A 21,541-nucleotide genomic window follows, 5' to 3' on the forward strand; every position below is an offset into this window, starting at 1 on the left:
CTGATAACAAAAGGGTAGAAAAATGACTGGAATGGCAACCGTGACCAAAATCGCCGGCGAAACCGTCGGCCAGGAGTTCCTGGTATTTACGCTGGGAGACGAAGAGTACGGAATCGATATTCTTAAGGTGCAGGAGATCCGTGGCTACGATCAGGTCACGCGCATCGCCAATACGCCGGAGTTTATTAAAGGCGTCACCAATCTGCGCGGCGTTATCGTGCCGATTATCGACCTGCGCGTGAAGTTTTCCCAGCCGGACGTCGAGTACAACGATAACACCGTGGTTATCGTGCTGAATCTGGTACAGCGCGTGGTCGGCATTGTGGTAGACGGCGTCTCTGACGTGCTGTCGCTGACGCAGGATCAGATCCGTCCTGCGCCGGAGTTCGCCGTCACCATGTCTACCGAATACCTGACCGGTCTCGGCGCGCTCGGCGAGCGTATGCTGATTCTGGTGGATATCGAGAAGCTGCTGAGCAGCGAAGAGATGGCGCTGATGGATACGCTGCGCAGCGCGTAAGCCTCTTTTCACAGGCCGGGGTGAAACCGGCCTGTGATTATTTATCTTTGGAATCAAACAGAAACATATTTTATTTATCCTTAGCGCGCTAAATATATCCCGCTCCCCGCCGATACCTTTATTGCTTTATCTTCTACTTTCCCAGGGCTCCTTATGTTAACCAAAATTCGCGTAGTCACCAGTTTATTACTGGTTTTACTGATGTTTGGCCTGTTCCAGGCTTTTTCAGGAGCAGTGTTCTTCTCTGCATTAAGCGATGATAAAACCAGCTTTAACGTATCGCAGCTTGCCAGCAAAAACCTTCAGGCGCTTAACGACGCCTATATGAGCCTCAACCAGAGCCGCGTAGTGCTGACGCGTATCCAGCTGCGCATCGCCAGCAGTAAGGTGGATGGCAAAGCGCCGGATATCACGTCGCTGTTTACCGACAGTCAGAACTTCCAGCAAACGGCAGCCAAAAACTTCGAGCTGTTCAAAGCGACGCCGGACACGCCGGGACAGGATGCGGCGCTCAATAACCGTCTGATGGACGCCTATGGCGCCTATGCGACCGCGCTGGCGCAGATGCAGACGGCGCTGGAAGCTAATAACCTCGCCGAAGCGGGCACGGTGCCGGTCGCGCCTAACCAGAACGCATTCCTTAAGATCTACACCGAATGGCGCGCCAACCAGGCGCACCTCTCCGAGCTGGGCGTAGAGAAAAATGCCAGCGCCTACACGCGCATGCTCTGGATCCTCGGCACTATCATGGCGCTGGTGGCAGTGGTTATCGTGCTGTGCTGGATTGGCCTGCGTCGCGTGCTGATCAACCCGCTGAACGCTAATATCGCCCACATTCAGCAGATTGCGCAGGGCGACCTGACCCAGTCGATTGTGGTGGAAGGGCGCAACGAAATGAGCCAGCTGGCCGCCAGCCTGCATGAGATGCAGCAGGCGCTGGTGAGTACCGTCAGCAACGTGCGCGACGGCTCCGATGCCATCTTTACCGGCGCCAGCGAAATCTCTGCGGGCAACAACGATCTCTCTGCCCGCACCGAAGAGCAGGCGGCGTCGCTGGAGCAGACCGCCGCCAGCATGGAGCAGCTGACCGCTACCGTGAAGCAGAACGCCGAGAACGCCCGTCAGGCCTCTGCCTCGGAAACGGCGCAAAAAGGCGGCAATGTGGTGGACGGCGTGGTGAAAACCATGAGCGATATCGCAGGCAGCTCGAAGAAGATTGCCGATATCACCAGCGTCATTGACGGCATCGCCTTCCAGACCAATATCCTGGCGCTGAACGCGGCGGTAGAAGCGGCGCGTGCGGGCGAGCAGGGTCGCGGCTTTGCCGTGGTGGCGGGCGAGGTACGCAGCCTGGCGCAGCGTAGCGCCCAGGCGGCGAAAGAGATCAAGTCACTGATTGAAGACTCGGTGAACCGCGTCAATGCCGGCTCGCAGCTGGTAGGCACCGCGGGTGAAACCATGAGCGATATCGTCAATGCGGTAACGCGCGTGACCGACATTATGGGCGAAATCGCCTCTGCGTCGGACGAGCAGAGCCGCGGTATCGACCAGGTCGGACAGGCGGTAACGGAGATGGATCGCGTCACGCAGCAGAACGCCTCGCTGGTGGAAGAGTCGGCAGCCGCGGCAGCCTCGCTGGAGTCGCAGGCGAGCCGCCTGAGCCAGTCGGTGGCGGTCTTCAAGATCCCGCGCGCGGTGGCGGCTGGCGGCACGCGGCACGCCCAGATCGCGGCACCGGTAACCAGCCCAGCTGCGCCACGCAAGGCGCTGGCCGCACCCGGCAGCGATGCCAACTGGGAAACCTTCTGATCAGGCCAAGCGTACAGGCATATATTAATACCGGGCGTTAGCCCGGTATTTTTTTAGCCGTTTCAATGCAATCCAGCTTCACGTTCCGCTTACAAAACCTTCAAAACGGTAAAAACAGCTAAACAGGCTCAGATCTGGCGATATTGCGCCGATAGAGAGCCTGCACGATTTTTTATGACTCCCGGGAAAACGATATGTTGAAACGAATTAAAGTGGTGACCAGCCTGATCGCCGTGCTGGCGATTTTTAGCCTGCTGCAGCTGACGTCGGGCGGGCTGTTCTGGTCTGCGCTTCAGAAAGATAAAGATGCCTTTGCGCTGGCGCAGGTCTCTACCCAAAACGTGACGGCGATGACCGATGCGTGGATCGCGCTTAACCAGACGCGCATCACCCTCAACCGCGCCATGCTGAGGCTGCAGAGCAGCACGGCGGCGCAGATTAACGGCGGTCAGTTAGATCAGCTGGTGCAACAAACGGAACAACAGCTGGCGCAGGCCGATCGCAACTTCAAAATCTATTACGATCTGCCCTCTACGCCCGGCCTTGACGTGGCGCTGCGGGATAAGCTGGAGGCGCAGTACGCCAGCTATCACGATGGCCTGGCCGGTATGCTGGAGCGCCTGAAAGCGCGCGATCTGGAGGGGATGTTCCGATTCAATATCGAACAGATCCAGACCAATATGCAGGATGCCTACAGCGAATGGCGCACGAAGCAGACGATGCTTGCCGCGCAGGGCGCGGAGCAGAATCAGCGTGCGTTTGTGCAGATGATGTGGCTGCTGGCGGCCGTGGCGCTGCTGGTGACCGGCGTGGTCGTCGCCTGCTGGTTTGGCCTGCGACATGTACTGATCCAGCCGCTGCGTCAGCTGCTGACCCATATTCGCACCATTGCGGCGGGCGATCTCACTCAGCCGATTGCGGTGGAAGGACGTAACGAGATGAGCCAGCTGGCGAACGGCCTGCAGGAGATGCAGCAGGCGCTGGTGAGCACCGTCAGCAACGTGCGCGACGGCTCCGACGCCATCCTCAGCGGCGCCAGCGAAATCGCGGCGGGCAACAACGATCTCTCCGCCCGCACCGAAGAGCAGGCGGCGTCGCTGGAGCAGACCGCTGCCAGCATGGAGCAGCTGACCGCCACCGTGAAGCAGAACGCCGAAAATGCGCGGCAGGCGTCGCAGCTGGCGCTGAGCGCCTCGGAAACCGCGCGTAAAGGCGGCGATGTGGTCGACGGCGTGGTGAAAACCATGAGCGAGATTGCGGGCAGCTCGAAGAAGATCGCCGATATTACCGGCGTCATCGACGGCATCGCCTTCCAGACCAACATTCTGGCCCTGAACGCCGCGGTAGAAGCGGCGCGCGCGGGCGAGCAGGGCCGCGGTTTCGCCGTGGTAGCAGGCGAGGTGCGCAGCCTGGCGCAGCGCAGCGCTCAGGCGGCGAAAGAGATCAAGTCGCTGATTGAGGACTCGGTAAACCGCGTCAATGCCGGATCGCAGCTGGTAGGCACCGCGGGCGACACCATGGGCGAGATCGTTGGCGCGGTGACGCGCGTAACCGACATCATGGGCGAAATCGCCTCGGCGTCGGACGAGCAGAGCCGCGGCATCGACCAGGTCGGACAGGCGGTAACGGAGATGGATCGCGTCACACAGCAGAACGCTTCGCTGGTGGAGGAGTCCGCCTCGGCGGCCGCGTCGCTGGAAGATCAGGCAAGCCGCCTGAGCCAGTCGGTGGCGGTCTTCAAGATCCCGCGCGCCACCCAGGCGCCGCGCATGCCAGCGCGCGCGCTTACGGCCGCGCCAGCGCGCCCGGCGTTGACTGCGCCCGCCTCTGGCGAAAACTGGGAAACCTTCTAACCTGGAACCCTCTGCCCGCAGGGACGCGGGCCTTTTTATCTCTGCCTGTTTCCGCCCCGATCGCACCCGAATGCGGGCGGCCTCTCTTTTTTAACGCCTGCGGCTTCAATCCCGCCTTAGCCACATAAAGATCCCTTCACTGACGCCGATAACTGATGCGTTCCGCCAACCAATGAGGTGTTTATGTTTAATCGAGTACGCGTTGTCTCTGGCCTGCTGGGTGTGCTGGCGCTGTTTATCCTGCTGCAGCTCGTTTCCGGAAGCGCTTTTTTTAAAACGGTGAAAGCCGACAAAGAGAATTTTGCCTATAACCAGCGTCTCGCGACGTTGCAACAGGCGATGGGCACCTCATGGGTTTCCCTGGTTCAGGCGCGCAACACGCTGAACCGGGCCGGGATCCGCTATCTGCTGGACAGCCAACATGCCGGTTCCGGCGCGACGGTGCAGGATCTGGTAGCGCTGGCCAACGAGGAGCTGAAGGTAGCCGATCAGGGGTTCGCCGACTTTAACGCGAACTTATCTGAACAGGGGAAAACCGCAGATAACGTGGTGGCCCTGCAGGCAAACTACAAAGCCTATCGCGATGCGCTGGCCGAGCTGATCGGCTTTCTCGGCACGGGCAATTTCAAAGGTTTCGTCGACCAGCCTACTCAGGGTTTTCAGGATAAATTCCAGAAAGACTATAACGCCTGGCAGAGTCATAACCAGCTGCTGGCGCAGCAGGGCGTCGAGACCAATAACACCGCTTACGACCACGCCATCATGATGGCGCTCGGCCTGGTGATCCTGTCACTGCTGATAAGTCTGCTGGTCTGGACGGTAATGCGCGGCTCGCTGATCGCTCCGCTGAAGCAGAGCATCGAGCATATCCGCCATATCGCGCGCGGCGACCTGACGCAGCCGGTTACCTTTAGCGTACGCAACGAACTGGGCGATCTGCTCGGGGCGCTGCAGCATATGCAGCAGGAGCTGGCGCGCACCGTCTCCACCGTACGCGACGGCGCGGACGCCATCTATACCGGCGCCAGCGAGATCGCCGTCGGCAATAACGATCTCTCTTCCCGTACCGAAGAGCAGGCGGCGTCGCTGGAGCAGACCGCCGCCAGCATGGAGCAGCTGACCGCTACCGTGAAGCAGAACGCCGAGAACGCCCGTCAGGCCTCTCGCCTCGGAAACCGCGCAGCAGGGCGGCAAGGTGGTGGATGGCGTGGTGAAAACCATGAGCGACATCGCCGGCAGCTCGAAGAAGATTGCCGATATCACCAGCGTCATCGACGGCATCGCCTTCCAGACCAATATCCTGGCGCTGAACGCGGCGGTAGAAGCGGCGCGTGCGGGCGAGCAGGGCCGCGGCTTTGCCGTGGTGGCGGGCGAGGTGCGCAGCCTGGCGCAGCGCAGCGCTCAGGCGGCGAAAGAGATTAAGTCACTGATTGAGGACTCGGTGAACCGCGTTAATGCCGGCTCGCAGCTGGTAGGCACCGCGGGCGAGACCATGAGCGATATCGTCAGCGCGGTAACGCGCGTGACCGACATCATGGGCGAAATCGCCTCGGCGTCGGACGAGCAGAGCCGCGGCATCGATCAGGTCGGTCTGGCGGTGACGGAGATGGATCGCGTCACACAGCAGAACGCCGCGCTGGTGGAAGAGTCCGCTTCGGCGGCCGCATCGCTGGAAGATCAGGCCAGCCGACTGAAACAGGCGGTTTCTGTGTTCAATATCGGTAAAGAATTTGTCGGCCAGGCCGTTAACAGAACTACGGCGTCGAAAAGTCTACGTCTGGATGCGCCAGTAGCGGCTTCCCGCGCGGCGGTCGGTCGTAGCGACGACAACTGGGAAACCTTTTAATCGCCTGGATGGCCGGGTCGGCGGCAACGCCGCCCGGCATAGCAGCAGAATCTAATGAATTAAGTACAGTGCCAGGTGACCTGAAATGAAGAAATCGACGCTACTGGATCAAAACGAAGCGACAACCATGCTCTCGCAGATGGTTCAACGCCTGCCGCTTTCGGATACACACTTTCGTCGTATCAGCCAGCTGATCTATCAGCGAGCTGGCATTGTGCTGGCCGACCACAAGCGCGAAATGGTCTACAACCGTCTGGTGCGTCGTCTGCGCACGCTGAACATTGATGACTTTGGCCGCTATCTGGCTCTGCTGGAGAACGACGTCAACAGCGCGGAATGGCAGGCCTTTATCAATGCGCTGACCACCAACCTGACGGCATTTTTCCGCGAGGCGCACCATTTCCCGATTCTGGCGGAACATGCGCGCAAGCGTTCTGGCAGCTTTAACGTCTGGTGCGCGGCGGCCTCGACCGGCGAAGAGCCTTACTCGATCGCGATGACGCTGGCGGAAACGCTGGGCGCCGGGCCAGGCAAGTTTCAGGTGCACGCCAGCGATATCGATACTCAGGTGCTGGAAAAAGCGGTCGCCGGCGTCTATCGCCAGGAGGAGCTGCGTACGTTGTCGCCGCAGCAGCTGCAGCGCTTTTTCCTGCGCGGCACCGGCCCGCATGCCGGGATGGTGCGCGTACGCCCGGAACTGGCGCACAGCGTCAGCTTCGCCCAGCTCAACCTGCTGGCGAACGAATGGGCACTGCCAGGGCCGTTTGATGCGATCTTCTGCCGCAACGTAATGATCTATTTCGATAAAGAGACGCAGGAGAAAATTCTGCGTCGGTTTGTTCCCCTGCTGAAGCCGGGCGGTCTGCTCTTTGCCGGTCACTCAGAGAATTTCAGTCAGATTAGCAAAGAGTTCTGGCTGCGCGGACAAACCGTCTATGGACTGACGAAGGAAAGACGATGAGCAAAATCACCGTAATGTGCGTGGACGACTCCGCGCTGATGCGACAGCTGATGACCGAGATCATCAACAGTCATCCCGATATGGAGATGGTGGCTACCGCGCCCGATCCGCTGGTCGCCCGCGATTTAATCAAGCAGTACGACCCGCAGGTGCTGACGCTGGACGTGGAGATGCCGCGCATGGACGGCCTCGACTTTCTGGAAAAACTGATGCGTCTGCGTCCGATGCCGGTGGTGATGGTCTCGTCGCTGACTGGCAAAGGCTCGGAGATAACGCTGCGCGCGCTGGAGCTGGGAGCGGTGGATTTCGTCACCAAACCGCAGCTCGGCATTCGCGAAGGGATGCTGGCCTATAGCCAGATGATCGCCGACAAGATCCGCGCGGCGGCGCGCGCGCGACTGCACGCCCGTCCGACGATGCCGGCGCCGGTGACCTTAAAAGCGGGTCCGCTGCTCAGCAGCGAAAAGCTGATCGCCATCGGCTCGTCAACCGGCGGCACCGAAGCGATTCGCCACGTGCTGCAGCCGCTGCCGCCGACCAGCCCTGCGCTGATGATCACCCAGCATATGCCGCCGGGCTTTACCAAATCCTTCGCCGAGCGTCTCAACAAGCTCTGCCAGATTACGGTGAAAGAGGCGGAAGACGGCGAGCGCATTTTGCCAGGGCACGCCTATATCGCGCCGGGCGCGATGCATATGGAGCTGGCGCGCAGCGGGGCGAACTATGTAGTGAAACTGAATGAAGGGCCGCCGGTGAACCGCCACAAGCCCTCCGTGGATGTGTTGTTCAAATCGGTAGCCATCAACGCCGGACGTAACGCGGTGGGCGTCATCCTCACCGGCATGGGCAACGACGGCGCGGCGGGCATGCTGGAAATGCACCGCGCCGGCGCCTGGACCATCGCGCAGAGCGAAGCGTCCTGCGTGGTATTTGGTATGCCGCGAGAAGCCATCGCCAGTGGCGGTGTGAGCGAAGTCGTGGATTTAGGCAACATCAGCCAGCATATGCTGGCAAAAATTAGCGCCGGACAGGCACTGCGTATTTAACAGGCCCGTCCTGCCGGGCGAGATAACACAGGAGTAATTATGGCTGATAAAAACATGCGCTTTTTGGTGGTTGACGACTTCAACACGATGCGTCGTATTGTGCGTAACCTGCTGAAAGAGCTGGGATTCAATAACGTCGAAGAGGCGGAAGACGGCGTTGATGCGCTCTCTAAACTGCGCGCGGGCGGCTTCGACTTCGTCATCTCCGACTGGAACATGCCGAACATGGATGGCCTGCAGCTGCTGCAGACCATTCGCGCCGACGGCACGCTGGGCCAGCTGCCGGTGCTGATGGTGACCGCGGAAGCGAAAAAAGAGAACATTATCGCGGCCGCGCAGGCCGGCGCCAGCGGTTATGTGGTGAAGCCATTCACCGCCGCCACGCTGGAAGAAAAGTTAGGCAAAATCTTCGAAAAACTGGGTATGTAAGGAGATGTGATGAGCGACCTTCCGAAATCAACTGAGGATGCCGCCACGGCGCAAGACATCATTACCCGGATCGGATCTCTGACTCGCATGCTGCGCGACAGCCTGCGTGAACTGGGACTGGACCAGGCGATTGCCGAAGCGGCGGAGGCGATCCCCGACGCGCGTGACCGTCTGGATTATGTCGTACAGATGACCGCGCAGGCTGCCGACCGCGCCCTTAACTGCGTTGAAGCCGCGCAGCCGCATCAGGACAAAATGGAGGCTGGTGCCAGCCAGCTGAAAGGCCGCTGGGACGCATGGTTTGAGAACCCGATTGAGCTGGCGGATGCCCGTGAGTTGGTTTCGGATACTCGCGAGTTTCTTTCTGCGGTACCGGGACACACCTCATTTACCAACAAGCAGCTGCTCGAAATCATGATGGCGCAGGATTTCCAGGACCTTACGGGTCAGGTGATCAAGCGCATGATGGATGTGATTCAGGAAATTGAGCGTCAGCTGCTGATGGTGCTGCTGGAGAATATGCCGGAAGTCAGCGCCGAGCAGCGTCAGCAAAGCTCGAGCCTGCTGAATGGCCCGCAAATTCATGCCGATGCGCCGGGCATCGTTTCCAGTCAAGATCAGGTAGACGACCTGCTGGACAGCCTGGGTTTCTGAGGCTGGTTTTACCCCCCGATCGGGAGGCGCAACGCCTCCCGATCGATACGCGTTTGCCTTATGGCGAAATTAACTCGCTTTTTCCCCGCTTAATCCCCGCTTTAACCGCCGCGTACTTTGGCATGCTGTGCTCAGAATTCCTACCCACTGAGGTTTGTCGTGGCTGAAGAGAGCGACGAGGACAAAACAGAATCGCCCACACCCCACCGACTTGAAAAAGCGCGTGAGGAGGGACAGATTCCGCGTTCGCGCGAGCTGACGTCGGTGCTGATGCTGCTGGCAGGTCTCCTGACCCTCTGGCTGGGCGGCACGCTGATGGCGCGCCAGCTGGCCGCGATGGTCGCTTCCGGGCTGCGTTTCGACCACGGCATGGTGAACGACAGCAAGCTAATCATCGGCCATATCAGCAGCCTGGTCGGCCAGGCGGTCATGGCGCTGTTGCCATTGATGGGCGGGCTGGTGCTGGTGGCGATCGCCGCGCCGATGCTGCTGGGCGGTATCGTCATCAGTGGCAAATCGATCAAGATGGATTTTACAAAGCTCAACCCGCTGCCGGGTTTTTCCCGCATGTTCGCTGCCCAGGCCTGGACCGAGCTGTTCAAAGGCATTCTGAAAGCGGTGCTGGTGGGGAGCGTCGGTGGCTGGTACATCTGGTCGCACTGGAGCGAGATGCTGCGTCTGATCAGCCAGTCGCCCTCCAACGCGCTGATGCACGGGCTGGGGATGATCGCCGCCTGCTGTTCGCTGGTGATCCTGGGCCTGATCCCCATGGTGGGCTACGACGTTTTCTGGCAGCTCTACAGCTATTACAAAAAGCTGCGCATGTCGCGCCAGGAGATCCGCGACGAATTCAAACAGCAGGAAGGCGACCCGCACGTTAAAGGGCGCATTCGCCAGGCGATGCGCGCCGCCGCGCGCCGCCGCATGATGGCCGATGTGCCTAAAGCTGACGTTATCGTTACCAACCCGACGCACTACTCCGTGGCGCTGCAGTACAACGAGAAAAAGATGAGCGCGCCGAAAGTCGTGGCGAAAGGGGCGGGCGAGGTGGCGTTAAAGATCCGCGAACTTGCCGCAGAACACCGCATTCCGCTGCTGGAGGCGCCGCCGCTGGCGCGCGCGCTCTACCGGCATACTGAGATTGGTCAGCAGATCCCCGGCGCGCTCTATGCGGCGGTGGCGGAAGTGCTGGCCTGGGTCTGGCAGCTGCGTCGCTGGAAGCGCGAAGGCGGCCTGATCCCGAACAAACCGAAAAACCTGCCGGTTCCGGCAGAGATGGACTTTGCAGGAGAGAAGCGAAACGATGGCTAACCTGGCCGCAAAACTGCGTTTACCAAACAACCTGAAAGAGACACAGTGGCAGGTGCTTGCCGGTCCTGTGTTGATTATGATGATCCTGTCGATGATGGTGCTGCCGCTGCCCGCCTTCATCCTCGATCTGTTGTTCACCTTTAATATCGCGCTCTCGATTATGGTGCTGCTGGTGGCGATGTTCACCCAGCGCACGCTGGAGTTCGCCGCCTTTCCCACCATTCTGCTTTTCTCGACGCTGCTGCGGCTGGCGCTGAACGTCGCCTCGACCCGTATCATCCTGATGGAAGGCCATACTGGCGGCGGCGCAGCTGGACGCGTGGTAGAGGCGTTCGGCCACTTCCTCGTCGGCGGCAACTTCGCCATCGGTATCGTGGTGTTCGTCATCCTGGTGGTCATTAACTTTATGGTTATCACCAAAGGTGCGGGGCGTATCGCGGAAGTGGGCGCGCGCTTCGTGCTGGACGGCATGCCGGGTAAACAGATGGCGATCGACGCCGATCTCAACGCGGGCCTGATCGGCGAAGAGGAGGCGAAAAAGCGACGTACCGAAGTGACGCAGGAAGCAGATTTCTACGGCTCAATGGACGGTGCGAGTAAGTTCGTACGCGGCGACGCCATCGCCGGCATTCTTATCATGGTCATCAATATCATCGGCGGTCTGCTGGTGGGCGTCGTTCAGCACGGTATGGATATCGGCCATGCTGCGGAAACCTACACGCTGCTGACTATCGGTGACGGTCTGGTGGCCCAGATCCCGGCGCTGGTGATCTCCACCGCGGCGGGCGTCATTGTGACCCGCGTTGGCACCGATCAGGATGTCGGCGAGCAGATGGTGGGGCAGCTGTTCAAAAACCCGCGCGTAATGCTGCTGAGTGCCGGCGTGCTGGGCCTGCTGGGTCTGGTGCCCGGCATGCCGAACTTTGTGTTCCTGCTCTTTACCGCCGCGCTGCTCGGCCTGGCATGGTGGATGCGCGGCCGCGAGATGGAAGCGAAGAAGAACCCGGAAGCTGCCAGCAGCTCTATCATGAAACCTTCAGATACGCCAGCCAGCACCGAGGCTTCCTGGACCGACGTGCAGCTGGAGGATACGCTGGGGATGGAAGTCGGCTATCGTCTGATCCCGATGGTCGATCACGCGCAGAACGGCGAGCTGCTGGGTCGTATCCGCAGCATCCGTAAAAAGGTGGCGCAGGATGTCGGCTTTCTGCCGCCGGTGGTGCATATCCGCGACAATATGGAGCTGCCGCCCGCGCGCTACCGCATTCTGATGAAAGGGGTCGAGATTGGCAGCGGCGACGCCTATCCTGGCCGCTGGATGGCGATCAACCCGGGAACGGCGGCGGGCACGCTGCCGGGCGAGGCGACTGTCGATCCGGCGTTCGGCCTGGCTGCCATCTGGATCGACAGTGCGCTGAAAGAGCAGGCGCAGATCCAGGGCTTTACCGTGGTGGAAGCCAGCACCGTGGTGGCGACGCACCTGAACCATCTGATTGGCCAGTACGCCAGTGAGCTCTTTGGCCGTCAGGAAGCGCAGCAGCTGCTCGATCGCGTCAGTCAGGAGATGCCGAAGCTGACGGAAGATCTGGTGCCGGGCGTGATTACCCTGACCACGCTGCACAAGGTGCTGCAAAACCTGCTGACCGAGCGCGTCTCGATCCGCGATATGCGTACGATTATCGAAACCCTGGCGGAGCACGCGCCGGTGCAGAACGATCCGCAGGAACTGACCAGCGTAGTGCGCGTGGCTCTGGGCCGCGCCATTACGCAGCAGTGGTTCCCTGGCAATGACGAAGTGCAGGTGATCGGCCTTGATACCACGCTGGAGCGTCTGCTGCTGCAGGCACTGCAGGGCGGCGGCGGGCTGGAGCCGGGTCTGGCCGACCGGCTGCTGGAGCAGGCGCAGGCCGCGCTGCAGCGTCAGGAGATGCTGGGCGCGCCGCCGGTGCTGCTGGTCAACCATCCGCTGCGCGCGCTGCTGGCACGCTTCCTGCGCCGCAATCTGCCGCAGCTGGTGGTGCTCTCTAATATGGAGCTGACCGACAATCGCCAGATCCGTATGACCGCCACCATTGGAGGCAAATAATGCGCCGCTGGTGCTGGGGACTGGCGCTGCTGTCGCTGACAGCTTTGCCGCTTTACGCTGCCTCGGGCGCGTGGCAGGCCAGCGTCAGCGGCCCGGCGTTAAGCAATCGTGGCGGCTGGGTCAGATCAAAGCCGCTGCGCGCGCCGCCGGGCATTTCCGGTTCGGTTAATATTATTAACTGGCGTTATCAGCTCACCGGCCCTGCGCCGTCGGGTTTACAGGTCAGGCTGTGCGGCGCGCAGCGTTGCGCCACGCTGGAGGGCAGTAGCGGCGCGACGCGCGAACTGGCGCAGCTCAACGCGGGCGAAACGCTCTATATGGTGTTTGGCGTGGCGGGCAGAGGGGCGTTGCCGCCGGGCCTGCAGGTGCTGAGCAGCGAAGTGATGGTCAATTACCAGAACTAAAAAACCCCGCCGAAGCGGGGTTTTTTGTGGCTCAGACGCAGACGCGGATAGCATGGTCTGATCGCAAAGTCGCTCAAGGCATCCCTGCGCGCTCGGCCCGCGACATCCCTGTCGCGGGACGCTTTGCTCTTCAGTCCATGCTATCCGCTCGCTAAACCTTTTAGCCGTTTGTTACATCCGTTCTACGGTCTTAATACCTAAGGTATCCAGGCCCTGCTTCAGCGTCTTCGCCGTCAGCGCTGCCAGCTGCAGGCGGCTCTGGCGCGTGGCCTCATCTTCCGCGCTGAGGATAGGGCAGTGCTCATAGAAGCCAGAGAAGAGCCCAGCCAGATCGTAGAGATAGGCGCACATAACATGCGGCGTACCGTCGCGCGCCACCTGAATGATGGTTTCTTCAAACTGCAGCAGGCGCGTCGCCAGCTGCGCTTCGCGATCTTCGGTAATTGCCAGTGGCGCGTCAATGCTGTCAACCTCGACGCCCGCTTTACGGAACACCGAGAGCACGCGAGTATAGGCGTACTGCATATAAGGCGCGGTATTGCCCTCAAACGCCAGCATGTTGTCCCAGTCGAAGATGTAATCGGTGGTGCGGCTTTTCGACAGATCGGCGTACTTCACGGCACCGATGCCGACCACTTCCGCCAGCTGCTGCAGCTCCGCTTCATCCATTTCCGGGTTCTTCTCGCGCACCAGCGTCAGCGCGCGATCGTGCGCCTCTTCCAGCAGATCGGCCAGTTTAATGGTGCCGCCGCTGCGGGTTTTGAACGGACGGCCATCTTTGCCCAGCATCATGCCGAAAGCGTGGTGCTCCAGCGGAACGGATTCCGGCACATAGCCCGCCTTGCGAACGATGGTCCATGCCTGCTGCAGATGCTGGTGCTGGCGCGAATCGATGTAGTAAAGCACGCGATCGGCATGCAGCGTCTCATAGCGATATTTGGCGCAGGCGATATCGGTCGTGGTGTAAAGGTAGCCGCCATCTTTCTTCTGAATGATGACCCCCATCGGCTCGCCTTCTTTATTTTTGAACTCGTCCAGGAACACGACGGTCGCGCCTTCGCTGGTCACCGCCAGCCCTTTGGCGCGCAGATCCTCGACGATGCCCGGCAGCATATCGTTATAGAGGCTTTCGCCCATCACATCCTTGCGCGTCAGGGTCACGTTCAGTCGGTCGTAGATCAGCTGGTTCTGGCCCATGGTAATATCGACCAGCTTCTTCCACATGGCGCGGCAATATTCGTCGCCGCCCTGCAGCTTAACGACATAGGCGCGCGCGCGCTCGGCGAAAGCTTCGTCTTCGTCGTAGGTGCGCTTGGCTTCACGGTAGAAGGCTTCGAGGTCAGCCAGCGCGATATCTTCATGATGCTCGTTCTGCTGCTTCTCAAGGTAGGCGATCAGCATGCCGAACTGGGTGCCCCAGTCGCCGACATGGTTGGCGCGGATGACGTTGTGACCAAGAAACGACAGCGTGCGCACCGCGGCGTCGCCGATAATGGTGGAGCGGACATGGCCGACGTGCATCTCTTTCGCCACGTTCGGCGCAGAGTAGTCAACAACGATAGTTTGCGGTTCAACGGCGGCAACGCCCAGGCGCGGCTGCGTTAGCGCCAGTTTCGCCTGTGCGGCCAGCCAGTCGCGGTCGAGAAAAATATTGATAAAGCCCGGCCCGGCGATCTCCACTTTGCTGGCGATGCCTTTCAGGTCAAGATGCGTAATCACGCTTTCAGCCAGCTGTCGCGGCGCCTGACCCAGCTTTTTTGCGACGGCCATAATGCCGTTCGCCTGATAATCCCCAAACTGAACCCTGGCGGACTGACGAACCTGGGGGTCGCAGTCGACCGGCGCACCGGCTAAAATCATCGCCTGACTGACTTTTTCGGAAAGAAGAGCCTGAATATTCACCGCATTACCTTCATCTGCTAAAAGGCCCGTCTGCCGCGCAGCGAGCCGTTGTCCTCATCCTGCCGACGCGCCCGCAGGCCGCGCAGAATGGAAAAAAGAAGAGGGGGAAGTATACGTGAAATGTCTCGTTGCGTCAGCAGCCGCCGCGCAAGAGAGCGTGCGGGGAAACGGCGTCAGGCCGGTTTCCCGAAACGGAGATTAGCGACGGCGAAGATGACGACGTGGATTTTTGACGCTTTTGTCTTCACGCACCTTCCAGTGGCGGGAAATTGCAAATCCCATCAGTGCGATCAGGACTGCGACAACAATGAGCATGAACATAGAGCCATTCCTTGTAGTTGTGTTAGGTCAAATCTATAAGAAAGGCGGTGTGGCTGCAATTGTTTGGCTGGCAAATAAGAGTTATCTTATTGTATTAATGAATATGATAATTATCAGTAGCTTAGGTCACTTTCATCCAGCAACTGCTGGACCTGAAGTCGGGATAAATCCGAATTAAAAGGGCTTATTACGTGGTTTTGCAGCAAAATTACGGTCAAATCGGATGATTCTTAACATCTTATCGCAGCCGAAGCAGGGCTGGCGGGACTTTGTATTTATTAAAAAACTTAAACAAACAGAGACGTTTTATGATTTCCAACCCAACATTTCCCTCTGAATTACAGGACTTAGAGAAGGATCTGGCGCGCTTCAGCGCTTCACTGCAACAATTCGCAGACCGCCTCGGATTAAACTTAGCGGCGCTTGAGGCTGACCATATCGCGGTACGCTGTCATCAAAACAGCACTGCCGAACGCTGGAAAGAAGGACTATTGAAGATCGGAACGCTGTTTTCCGAGGCGATGATAAACGGGCGGCCTGTCTGCCTGTTTAAACTGCATCAGCCACTGCTGCTCAACGGCTGGCAGCTGGACGTTATCGAACTGCCCTGGCCGGGGGAGAAGCGCTATCGCCACGAAGGCTTTGAGCATGTGGAGATTGTGCTGCGCGGCGATCACCAGACGCTGGGCGTGCGCGCGATGGCGCTGCTTAGCGACGATGCGCTGACGCAGCCGGGCATCTCTTTCAAAACCAGCTCGCCAAAGGGCGAAAGCGATCGGCTACCTAACCCAACCCTGGCGGTGACCGACGGGCAAACCACGATAAAATTTCATCCGTGGCGGCTGGAGGAGATTGTCGCCAGCGAGGCGGGTTAAGCGCGCGCGGCGATGGCGGCGCGCAGCCGGACGAGCGCCTCTTCCAGCGTGGCGTGCGTGCAGCCGAAGTTAAAGCGCACAAAGCGGTCGTCGCCGAAATCGCGTCCGGGTGAAAAGCCCAGGCCCCATTTTTCAAAATAGAGCGCCGGGCTGGCGACATCCAGCCCGTGACAGTCTATCCAGCCTAAATAGGTCGCCTCCGGCCGGGCCATCGACAGCCCCGGTAGCGCATTGACGGCGGCATGCAGCCGGTCGCGGCTAATGCGCAGATAGGCGAGCTGCGCGTCCAGCCAGTCATCACCGCCGCGCCAGGCCGCTTCGGCGGCGACCAGCGCCAGAATATCGACCTCGGGCACGATGCCGTAGCGCGCCTGTTTAAAGCGCGCCCGCAGTTCAGCATTGGGAATAATCGCCAGCGAGGCGCCAAGCCCGGCGATATTGAAGCTCTTGGAGGGAGAGATCAGCGTAATACTGCGCTGTGCGGCGTCTTCACTCAGGCTGGCGAAGGGGATATGGCGCGCGCCAGGCTCCAGCAGCAGATCGCAGTGGATCTCATCAGAACAGACGATCAAATCGTGCTGACGGGCAAAGGCCAGCTGCGCTTCCAGCTCGTCGCGGCGATAGACCGTACCGCCGGGATTTTGCGGGTTGCACAACAGTAACAGCTTCTCTTTGCCGTTAAGCAGGGACGCCGCCTGGCTGAGGTCAACTACCCAGCGTCCCGCCTGCAGCGTCAGCGGCAGATGGATCTGCTCGCGCTCCGCCAGCTTTGCCGCGCCGCGAAACGGCGGATAAATGGGTGAAGGGGCGATCGAACGCTCATCGGGCAGGGTCATGGCGCGCACCGTCAGATTAAGCCCGCTCACCACGCCGGGCAGCACCACAATCCACTCCGGCTCTACTTTCCACTGGTAGCGCTGCTCAAAGCGCGCGATCGCCGCCTCTGTCAATCCCGTTGGTCGCCCGCCATAACCAAAAACGCCATGATCGGCGCGGTTTTTTATGGCCTCGATAATGCACTCCGGCGAGCGAAAATCGGTGTCCGCTACCCACAGTGGAAGCACATCCTGGTCACTATATTTGTTCCATTTCAGGCTATCGCTGTGACGACGGTCTATCCGTTGGTCAAAATTAAATGCCATGTGCTGTTTTCCACGTAAACTGATTTTGTAATCAGACTATCTTATCGCCCTGTGTCGAGCCAGACGTCATGAAAGGAGGAACTGATGACCACACTGGAAATTTGCTGCTACGGCGTGGATTGCGCCATGACGGCGCAGCAGGCCGGCGCTGACCGCGTTGAGCTGTGCGCCGGACCGCGCGAAGGCGGCCTGACGCCTTCCGCCGGTTCACTGGAGGCGGCACGACGTGAAATATCGATTCCGGTTCATCCTATCGTCCGACCGCGCGGCGGCGACTTTTGCTATACCGCGCGTGAATTCGAAATCATGAAATCCGACGTGGCGAGAATATGCGAAATGGGGTTTCCTGGCCTGGTGATTGGCATGCTGGATGAGGAGGCGCATATCGATCGATCGCGCATGCGGCAGATTATGGCGCTGTGCGACGGTGTACAGGTGACGTTTCATCGCGCTTTCGACCTGTGCCACAGTCCAAACCGCGCGCTGGAAGAATTAACGGCGCTGGGTGTGGCGCGCATTCTGACCTCCGGCCAGCAGCAGAGCGCGGAAAACGGAATTGCTTTATTAAGGGAACTTAATGAACAGAGCGAAGGTCCAATCATTATGGCTGGTGCTGGCGTACGCCTCAGTAACCTGCAAAAGTTCCTGGACAGCGGACTTAGCGAGGTTCACAGCTCTGCCAGCCGCCTCGTAACCTCACCGATGCGTTACCGTAAAGCCGGTGTCTCCATGTGTTCCGAAGCCGAAATGGATGAGTTCAGCCGTTACTGCGTGGATAGCGATGTGGTGGAAGCCATGAAAAGCGTGATGCAGCTCAATACCGTCAGGGTAGCCTGAATCACCACAGATTTTGCCGCGCAGCACGCCTTATGACGTGATGTTTGCAAGTACCAAACCCCAGCCATCTTGCTGGGGTTCTTTTTATCCGCGGTTAAATATTTTCTGCCGGGCGCAGGTTGCCGCCGTCATTCCCTCAGGGTTTGGCTCCAGGCTGTCGCGCCTTTTTCAGGATAATTTTGCTCAAACCTCACCAGAGTGCGCCAGTTGCCGCCAATAAGGTTACACTCAGGTTATTGAGATCTCTGGGAGTTACACCATGAAACGCTCTCTGATTGCGGCGCTTACTCTGGGTTCGCTTTTCGTCTCCCACTCGCTGTGGGCCGCTGCCTGCGGCCCACACAGCAAGGCCGTAGCCAGCAGCAACAGCTGGATTATGCTGGGCGGCAGCGCAAAAGGCGCGGTGCGGCAGGTCATCGCTGGCGAATTCGGCAAAGATGTGGATTCGCAAAAACGGGTGCTGGGGCAGTTCGATCCCTGCGGTATTTTGCTGGTTGCCGACGTCACTTTCGATAAAAAAGAGCACAACGTCACCCTGAGCATGGAGCAACATATCGCGCGCGTGCAGGGCGGCTGGGTGGCGGAGTACGCCTATCTGGTAAAGGTGCTGAAAGAGGGGAAAGAGCAGGTGGTCGATAACCGCCAGGGCACGATTAGCTGGCTTACCGGCCGACACGGCAATATCGTCACCGCGTCCGATAAATTCACCAGCATGGGCAAAAGCGGCTTTACCGATACGACCTATCGCTACGACGCGCAGCTGCGGCTGACGAAAAGCGTTTCGCGCGGCACCGACGCGCTGACCAACGGCGAAAGCAGCTGGCGCTGGAATCCGCAGGGGCAGGTCGTCAGCGCGGTAACGGCGCGCAGCAAAGATCGCTATACCTACGATAAAAACTTCCGCGAATGGCAGCTACACGGCACCGCCACCACGCCGGTCAGCTCGCTGCGAACGGTCGATGAGTGTCAGCTGTGGGATGAGGTCGGAAACTGCACCTTAAGCTATCTGCATGAAACCGAAATATTCGAGAAAGGTACGATTGAGCGGCACCTCAGCGCCGCCTACAAATATCAATACTGGGATCGTCCTGCCGAGGCGGAGTAGCGCGCAAAATGCGCCTGTCCGCGCTGCTATCGCCTGAAAAATTTGTTAGGGTAAGCGGCAATATTTCAGGGAGATGCTCATGACCGCCACCTTACTTTTCTCGTTTCTCTTCGCCATTACCATTTTGACGCTGACGCCGGGCTTTGATACGGCGCTGGTGCTGCGTACCGCCGCCGCGCAGGGCTGGCGACGCGCCAGCGCAACGGCCCTCGGCATAAATCTCGGCTGTCTGGTGTGGGGCGTAGCGGTAGGCTTTGGCCTCGGCGCACTGCTGCTGGCGTCGGAAATGGCCTATAACCTGTTGAAGTGGGTCGGCGCGGCCTATTTGCTCTATCTCGGCGTCAAACTGCTGCTTAATCCCCGGACGCAGGCGCAGGATGAAACGGCAGCCGAAGTGGCACAGCAGAGCTATTTCAGCTGCTTTAACCGCGGCCTGTTCGGCAATCTGCTTAATCCAAAAATCGGCGTGTTTTACGTCACCTTTATGCCGCAGTTTATTCCGGCGGGCGCGTCGGTGGCCCTCTGGTGCAGCCTGATGGCGCTGATGCATGTTGCGATTGGCCTGCTGTGGAATGCCGTACTGATCGGCGGCAGCCACTACTTCGCCGCACACCTGCGCCGCCCGGCGGTGCTCAAAGTGATGGACCGCCTGACGGGCATGGTGTTTATCGGCTTCGCGGCGAAGCTGGCACTCTCTCGCCGCTAAGGCTCAGGGTTTGGTGGCGACCAGCACCGCGCGCAGCGGCGCCGGGTAGCCTTCTACCGTTTTGCTGGCGTCTTGCGGGTCGAGGAATTCCGCCAGCGATTCGCTGGTCATCCAGCTGGTGCGGCGCTGCTCGTCGGTGGAGGTTATCGCATAGTCGACAATCTTCACGTCGACAAAGCCGCACTTCTCCAGCCAGCTCTTCAGCGCCAGCGCCGAAGGAATAAAGTAAACGTTACGCATCTGCGCGTAGCGTTCCCCAGGCACCAGCACATCCCGCTCATCTCCTTCGATCACCAGCGTTTCCAGCACCAGCTCGCCGCCGCTTACCAGCTGATTTTTCAGCTGAAGCAGGTGATCGAGCGGCGAACGGCGATGATAGAGCACGCCCATAGAGAAAACGGTATCGAACGCCTGCAGCGTCGGCAGCTGCTCGATGCCGAGCGGCAGCAGATGGGCGCGTCGGTCGTCGCCCAGCAGCTTGCGCACCGCTTCGAACTGGCAGAGGAAGAGCTGCATCGGATCGATGCCGACCACCAGATGTGCGCCTGCACCCACCATGCGCCACATGTGATAGCCGCTGCCGCAGCCGACGTCCAGCACGGTTCGACCCGCCAGCGACGAGATGTGCGGCGCGACGCGCTGCCACTTCCAGTCGGAACGCCATTCTGTATCGATCTCAGTGCCGTAGAGCGAATAGGGGCCTTTACGCCACGGCATCAGGTTGCGCAGCAGTTTCTCGATGCCCTGACGCTGACGGTCGCTGAGATCGTCGTGCTGCGCGCTGACGCTGTGCAGCAGGTCAAGCTGCTGCGGCTGCAACAGCGGCAGATGCTCAACCGACTTCTCCCAGTTGCGGAACAGGCCATGCAGGTTCTCTTTCTGCCAGGCGGCGATCTGCGCCGGCAGCACTTCCAGCCAGCTGGCGAGGGGGCCAATGGCGATTTGCTGATAAAAACGACCAAACTCAATCATTTCAACGCCACCAGCGAACCGAAGTTAAAGCACTGGAACCAGAGTTCCGCGTGAGAGAAGCCCGCCTGTTTCAGGCGCGCTTTATGCGTCTCCACGCTGTCGGTCAGCATCACATTCTCCAGCATGCTGCGCTTCTGGCTGATCTCCAGCTCGCTGTAGCCGTTGGCGCGTTTAAAGTCATGATGCATATTGAACAGCAGCTCGCCTACTTCAGCGTCTTCCAAGCTGAACTTCTCCGACAGCACCAGCGCGCCGCCGGGCTTCAGCCCCTGCCAGATCTTCTCCAGCAGCTGCAGGCGCGCAGGCGGTTCGAGAAACTGCAGCGTGAAGTTAAGCACCACCAGCGAGGCGTTTTCGATGGCGATGTCGCGGATATCGGCTTCGATGACGTTAACCGGCGTCTCGGCGCGAAAGGCGTCGATATGACGGCGGCAACGCTCGACCATAGCAGGGGAGTTATCCACGGCGATGATGGTGCAGCCGGGCGCTTTGATATTACGGCGAACCGAGAGCGTCGCGGCGCCAAGCGAGCAGCCCAGATCGTAGACCTGGCTGTCGGGCGTGACGAAACGCTCGGCCAGCATGCCGATCATCGAGATAATATTGGAGTAGCCGGGCACGGAGCGCTGAATCATATCGGGGAAGACTTCAGCCACGCGCTCGTCAAAGGTCCAGTCGCCCAGCTTATCGATGGGGGCGGAAAATAGCGTATCGCGGTCAGACATAGTAAATCCGGAAAGACAACGGAAAGGGCGCTATTCT

The 21,541-nt window shown here is 59.7% G+C and carries 19 protein-coding genes and 1 pseudogene; 15 read left to right on the top strand and 5 right to left on the bottom strand.

Annotated features, from left to right (window positions below; translation table 11 throughout):
• The first annotated feature begins 22 nt into the window (after positions 1–22).
• From cheW to flhE, 11 genes and pseudogenes are all read left to right on the top strand, one after another.
• Positions 23–520 (top strand): chemotaxis protein CheW, encoded by a 498-nt coding sequence (cheW, locus tag D7S44_RS08300; RefSeq protein ID WP_120453794.1) that lies wholly within the window; start codon positions 23–25, stop codon positions 518–520.
• A gap of 153 nt (positions 521–673) precedes the next feature.
• Positions 674–2,329 (top strand): methyl-accepting chemotaxis protein, encoded by a 1,656-nt coding sequence (locus D7S44_RS08305; RefSeq protein WP_120453796.1) that lies wholly within the window; start codon positions 674–676, stop codon positions 2,327–2,329.
• 194 nt (positions 2,330–2,523) lie between these two features.
• Complete coding sequence (locus D7S44_RS08310) at positions 2,524–4,182, top strand: methyl-accepting chemotaxis protein (protein ID WP_120453798.1); 1,659 nt, start codon at positions 2,524–2,526, stop codon at positions 4,180–4,182.
• Between the two features lie 183 nt (positions 4,183–4,365).
• Positions 4,366–6,028: pseudogene (locus D7S44_RS08315) on the top strand (methyl-accepting chemotaxis protein).
• An 85-nt stretch (positions 6,029–6,113) separates the two neighbouring features.
• Positions 6,114–6,989 carry a protein-glutamate O-methyltransferase CheR gene (gene cheR / locus D7S44_RS08320; RefSeq protein WP_120453800.1) on the top strand — a complete coding sequence of 292 codons (876 nt, stop codon included), beginning with the start codon at positions 6,114–6,116 and terminating at the stop codon, positions 6,987–6,989.
• Positions 6,986–8,035 carry a protein-glutamate methylesterase/protein-glutamine glutaminase gene (locus D7S44_RS08325; RefSeq protein ID WP_120453802.1) on the top strand — a complete coding sequence of 350 codons (1,050 nt, stop codon included), beginning with the start codon at positions 6,986–6,988 and terminating at the stop codon, positions 8,033–8,035. Before cheR ends, D7S44_RS08325 begins: the two co-directional genes overlap by 4 nt.
• A 39-nt stretch (positions 8,036–8,074) precedes the next feature.
• A complete protein-coding gene (gene cheY / locus D7S44_RS08330) occupies positions 8,075–8,464 on the top strand; it encodes a chemotaxis response regulator CheY (protein ID WP_120453804.1) in 390 nt (129 codons plus the stop codon).
• A 9-nt stretch (positions 8,465–8,473) separates the two neighbouring features.
• Entirely contained in the window at positions 8,474–9,118 is a 645-nt protein-coding gene (cheZ, locus tag D7S44_RS08335; RefSeq protein ID WP_120453806.1) for a protein phosphatase CheZ, read from the top strand.
• A 159-nt stretch (positions 9,119–9,277) separates the two neighbouring features.
• Positions 9,278–10,429, top strand: coding sequence for a flagellar biosynthesis protein FlhB (gene flhB / locus D7S44_RS08340; RefSeq protein WP_120453808.1), 1,152 nt, complete (start codon positions 9,278–9,280; stop codon positions 10,427–10,429).
• Positions 10,422–12,515: a flagellar biosynthesis protein FlhA gene (gene flhA, locus D7S44_RS08345; RefSeq protein ID WP_120453809.1), complete on the top strand. Its 2,094-nt coding sequence runs from the start codon at positions 10,422–10,424 to the stop codon at positions 12,513–12,515. Before flhB ends, flhA begins: the two co-directional genes overlap by 8 nt.
• The gene (gene flhE, locus D7S44_RS08350) at positions 12,515–12,919 is read left to right on the top strand and encodes a flagellar protein FlhE (protein ID WP_120453811.1); all 405 of its coding nucleotides are present in this window, start codon (positions 12,515–12,517) and stop codon (positions 12,917–12,919) included. The genes flhA and flhE overlap by 1 nt, the downstream gene beginning before the upstream one ends.
• Positions 12,920–13,090: 171 nt before the next feature.
• Here the strand turns inward: flhE and argS are convergent, their stop codons facing one another.
• Together argS and D7S44_RS23995 are read right to left on the bottom strand one after the other, a co-directional pair.
• A complete protein-coding gene (argS, locus tag D7S44_RS08355; protein WP_120453813.1) occupies positions 13,091–14,821 on the bottom strand; it encodes an arginine--tRNA ligase in 1,731 nt (576 codons plus the stop codon).
• Between the two features lie 198 nt (positions 14,822–15,019).
• Positions 15,020–15,142 (bottom strand): hypothetical protein, encoded by a 123-nt coding sequence (locus tag D7S44_RS23995; protein WP_255729570.1) that lies wholly within the window; start codon positions 15,140–15,142, stop codon positions 15,020–15,022.
• A 308-nt stretch (positions 15,143–15,450) separates the two neighbouring features.
• Between D7S44_RS23995 and D7S44_RS08360 the strand changes: the two genes are divergently transcribed.
• Positions 15,451–16,017: a VOC family protein gene (locus D7S44_RS08360; protein WP_120454208.1), complete on the top strand. Its 567-nt coding sequence runs from the start codon at positions 15,451–15,453 to the stop codon at positions 16,015–16,017.
• Here the strand turns inward: D7S44_RS08360 and D7S44_RS08365 are convergent.
• Complete coding sequence (locus tag D7S44_RS08365; RefSeq protein WP_120453815.1) at positions 16,014–17,159, bottom strand: MalY/PatB family protein; 1,146 nt, start codon at positions 17,157–17,159, stop codon at positions 16,014–16,016. The genes D7S44_RS08360 and D7S44_RS08365 overlap by 4 nt on opposite strands.
• 84 nt (positions 17,160–17,243) lie before the next feature.
• Here D7S44_RS08365 and cutC point away from each other — a divergent pair, with 84 nt between their 5' ends.
• From cutC to D7S44_RS08380, 3 genes are all read left to right on the top strand, one after another.
• Positions 17,244–17,996, top strand: a complete 753-nt coding sequence (gene cutC, locus D7S44_RS08370; RefSeq protein ID WP_120453817.1) for a copper homeostasis protein CutC — start codon at positions 17,244–17,246, stop codon at positions 17,994–17,996.
• A gap of 259 nt (positions 17,997–18,255) precedes the next feature.
• Positions 18,256–19,101, top strand: coding sequence for a hypothetical protein (locus tag D7S44_RS08375; RefSeq protein ID WP_120453819.1), 846 nt, complete (start codon positions 18,256–18,258; stop codon positions 19,099–19,101).
• A 79-nt stretch (positions 19,102–19,180) separates the two neighbouring features.
• Entirely contained in the window at positions 19,181–19,807 is a 627-nt protein-coding gene (locus tag D7S44_RS08380) for a LysE family translocator (RefSeq protein WP_120453821.1), read from the top strand.
• Positions 19,808–19,810: 3 nt separating this feature from the next.
• Here the strand turns inward: D7S44_RS08380 and cmoB are convergent, their stop codons facing one another.
• Positions 19,811–20,779, bottom strand: coding sequence for a tRNA 5-methoxyuridine(34)/uridine 5-oxyacetic acid(34) synthase CmoB (gene cmoB / locus D7S44_RS08385; protein WP_120453823.1), 969 nt, complete (start codon positions 20,777–20,779; stop codon positions 19,811–19,813).
• On the bottom strand, positions 20,776–21,504 hold the full coding sequence (gene cmoA / locus D7S44_RS08390) for a carboxy-S-adenosyl-L-methionine synthase CmoA (protein ID WP_120453825.1): 729 nt from the start codon (positions 21,502–21,504) through the stop codon (positions 20,776–20,778). The genes cmoB and cmoA overlap by 4 nt, the downstream gene beginning before the upstream one ends.
• Between the last annotated feature and the right edge of the window lie 37 nt (positions 21,505–21,541).

Source organism: Pantoea piersonii, assembly GCF_003612015.1.
Lineage (GTDB): Bacteria > Pseudomonadota > Gammaproteobacteria > Enterobacterales > Enterobacteriaceae > Pantoea > Pantoea piersonii.

Excerpts from the sequence above, each read along its gene's own strand:
- cheW (WP_120453794.1), top strand. The coding sequence starts at position 23 with ATGACTGGAATGGCAACCGTGACCAAAATCGCCGGCGAAACCGTCGGC.
- D7S44_RS08305 (WP_120453796.1), top strand. The coding sequence starts at position 674 with ATGTTAACCAAAATTCGCGTAGTCACCAGTTTATTACTGGTTTTACTG.
- D7S44_RS08310 (WP_120453798.1), top strand. The coding sequence starts at position 2,524 with ATGTTGAAACGAATTAAAGTGGTGACCAGCCTGATCGCCGTGCTGGCG.
- cheR (WP_120453800.1), top strand. The coding sequence starts at position 6,114 with ATGAAGAAATCGACGCTACTGGATCAAAACGAAGCGACAACCATGCTC.
- D7S44_RS08325 (WP_120453802.1), top strand. The coding sequence starts at position 6,986 with ATGAGCAAAATCACCGTAATGTGCGTGGACGACTCCGCGCTGATGCGA.
- cheY (WP_120453804.1), top strand. The coding sequence starts at position 8,075 with ATGGCTGATAAAAACATGCGCTTTTTGGTGGTTGACGACTTCAACACG.
- cheZ (WP_120453806.1), top strand. The coding sequence starts at position 8,474 with ATGAGCGACCTTCCGAAATCAACTGAGGATGCCGCCACGGCGCAAGAC.
- flhA (WP_120453809.1), top strand. The coding sequence starts at position 10,422 with ATGGCTAACCTGGCCGCAAAACTGCGTTTACCAAACAACCTGAAAGAG.
- flhE (WP_120453811.1), top strand. The coding sequence starts at position 12,515 with ATGCGCCGCTGGTGCTGGGGACTGGCGCTGCTGTCGCTGACAGCTTTG.
- D7S44_RS23995 (WP_255729570.1), bottom strand. The coding sequence starts at position 15,142 with ATGTTCATGCTCATTGTTGTCGCAGTCCTGATCGCACTGATGGGATTT.
- D7S44_RS08360 (WP_120454208.1), top strand. The coding sequence starts at position 15,451 with ATGATTTCCAACCCAACATTTCCCTCTGAATTACAGGACTTAGAGAAG.
- D7S44_RS08365 (WP_120453815.1), bottom strand. The coding sequence starts at position 17,159 with ATGGCATTTAATTTTGACCAACGGATAGACCGTCGTCACAGCGATAGC.
- cutC (WP_120453817.1), top strand. The coding sequence starts at position 17,244 with ATGACCACACTGGAAATTTGCTGCTACGGCGTGGATTGCGCCATGACG.
- D7S44_RS08375 (WP_120453819.1), top strand. The coding sequence starts at position 18,256 with ATGAAACGCTCTCTGATTGCGGCGCTTACTCTGGGTTCGCTTTTCGTC.
- D7S44_RS08380 (WP_120453821.1), top strand. The coding sequence starts at position 19,181 with ATGACCGCCACCTTACTTTTCTCGTTTCTCTTCGCCATTACCATTTTG.
- cmoB (WP_120453823.1), bottom strand. The coding sequence starts at position 20,779 with ATGATTGAGTTTGGTCGTTTTTATCAGCAAATCGCCATTGGCCCCCTC.
- cmoA (WP_120453825.1), bottom strand. The coding sequence starts at position 21,504 with ATGTCTGACCGCGATACGCTATTTTCCGCCCCCATCGATAAGCTGGGC.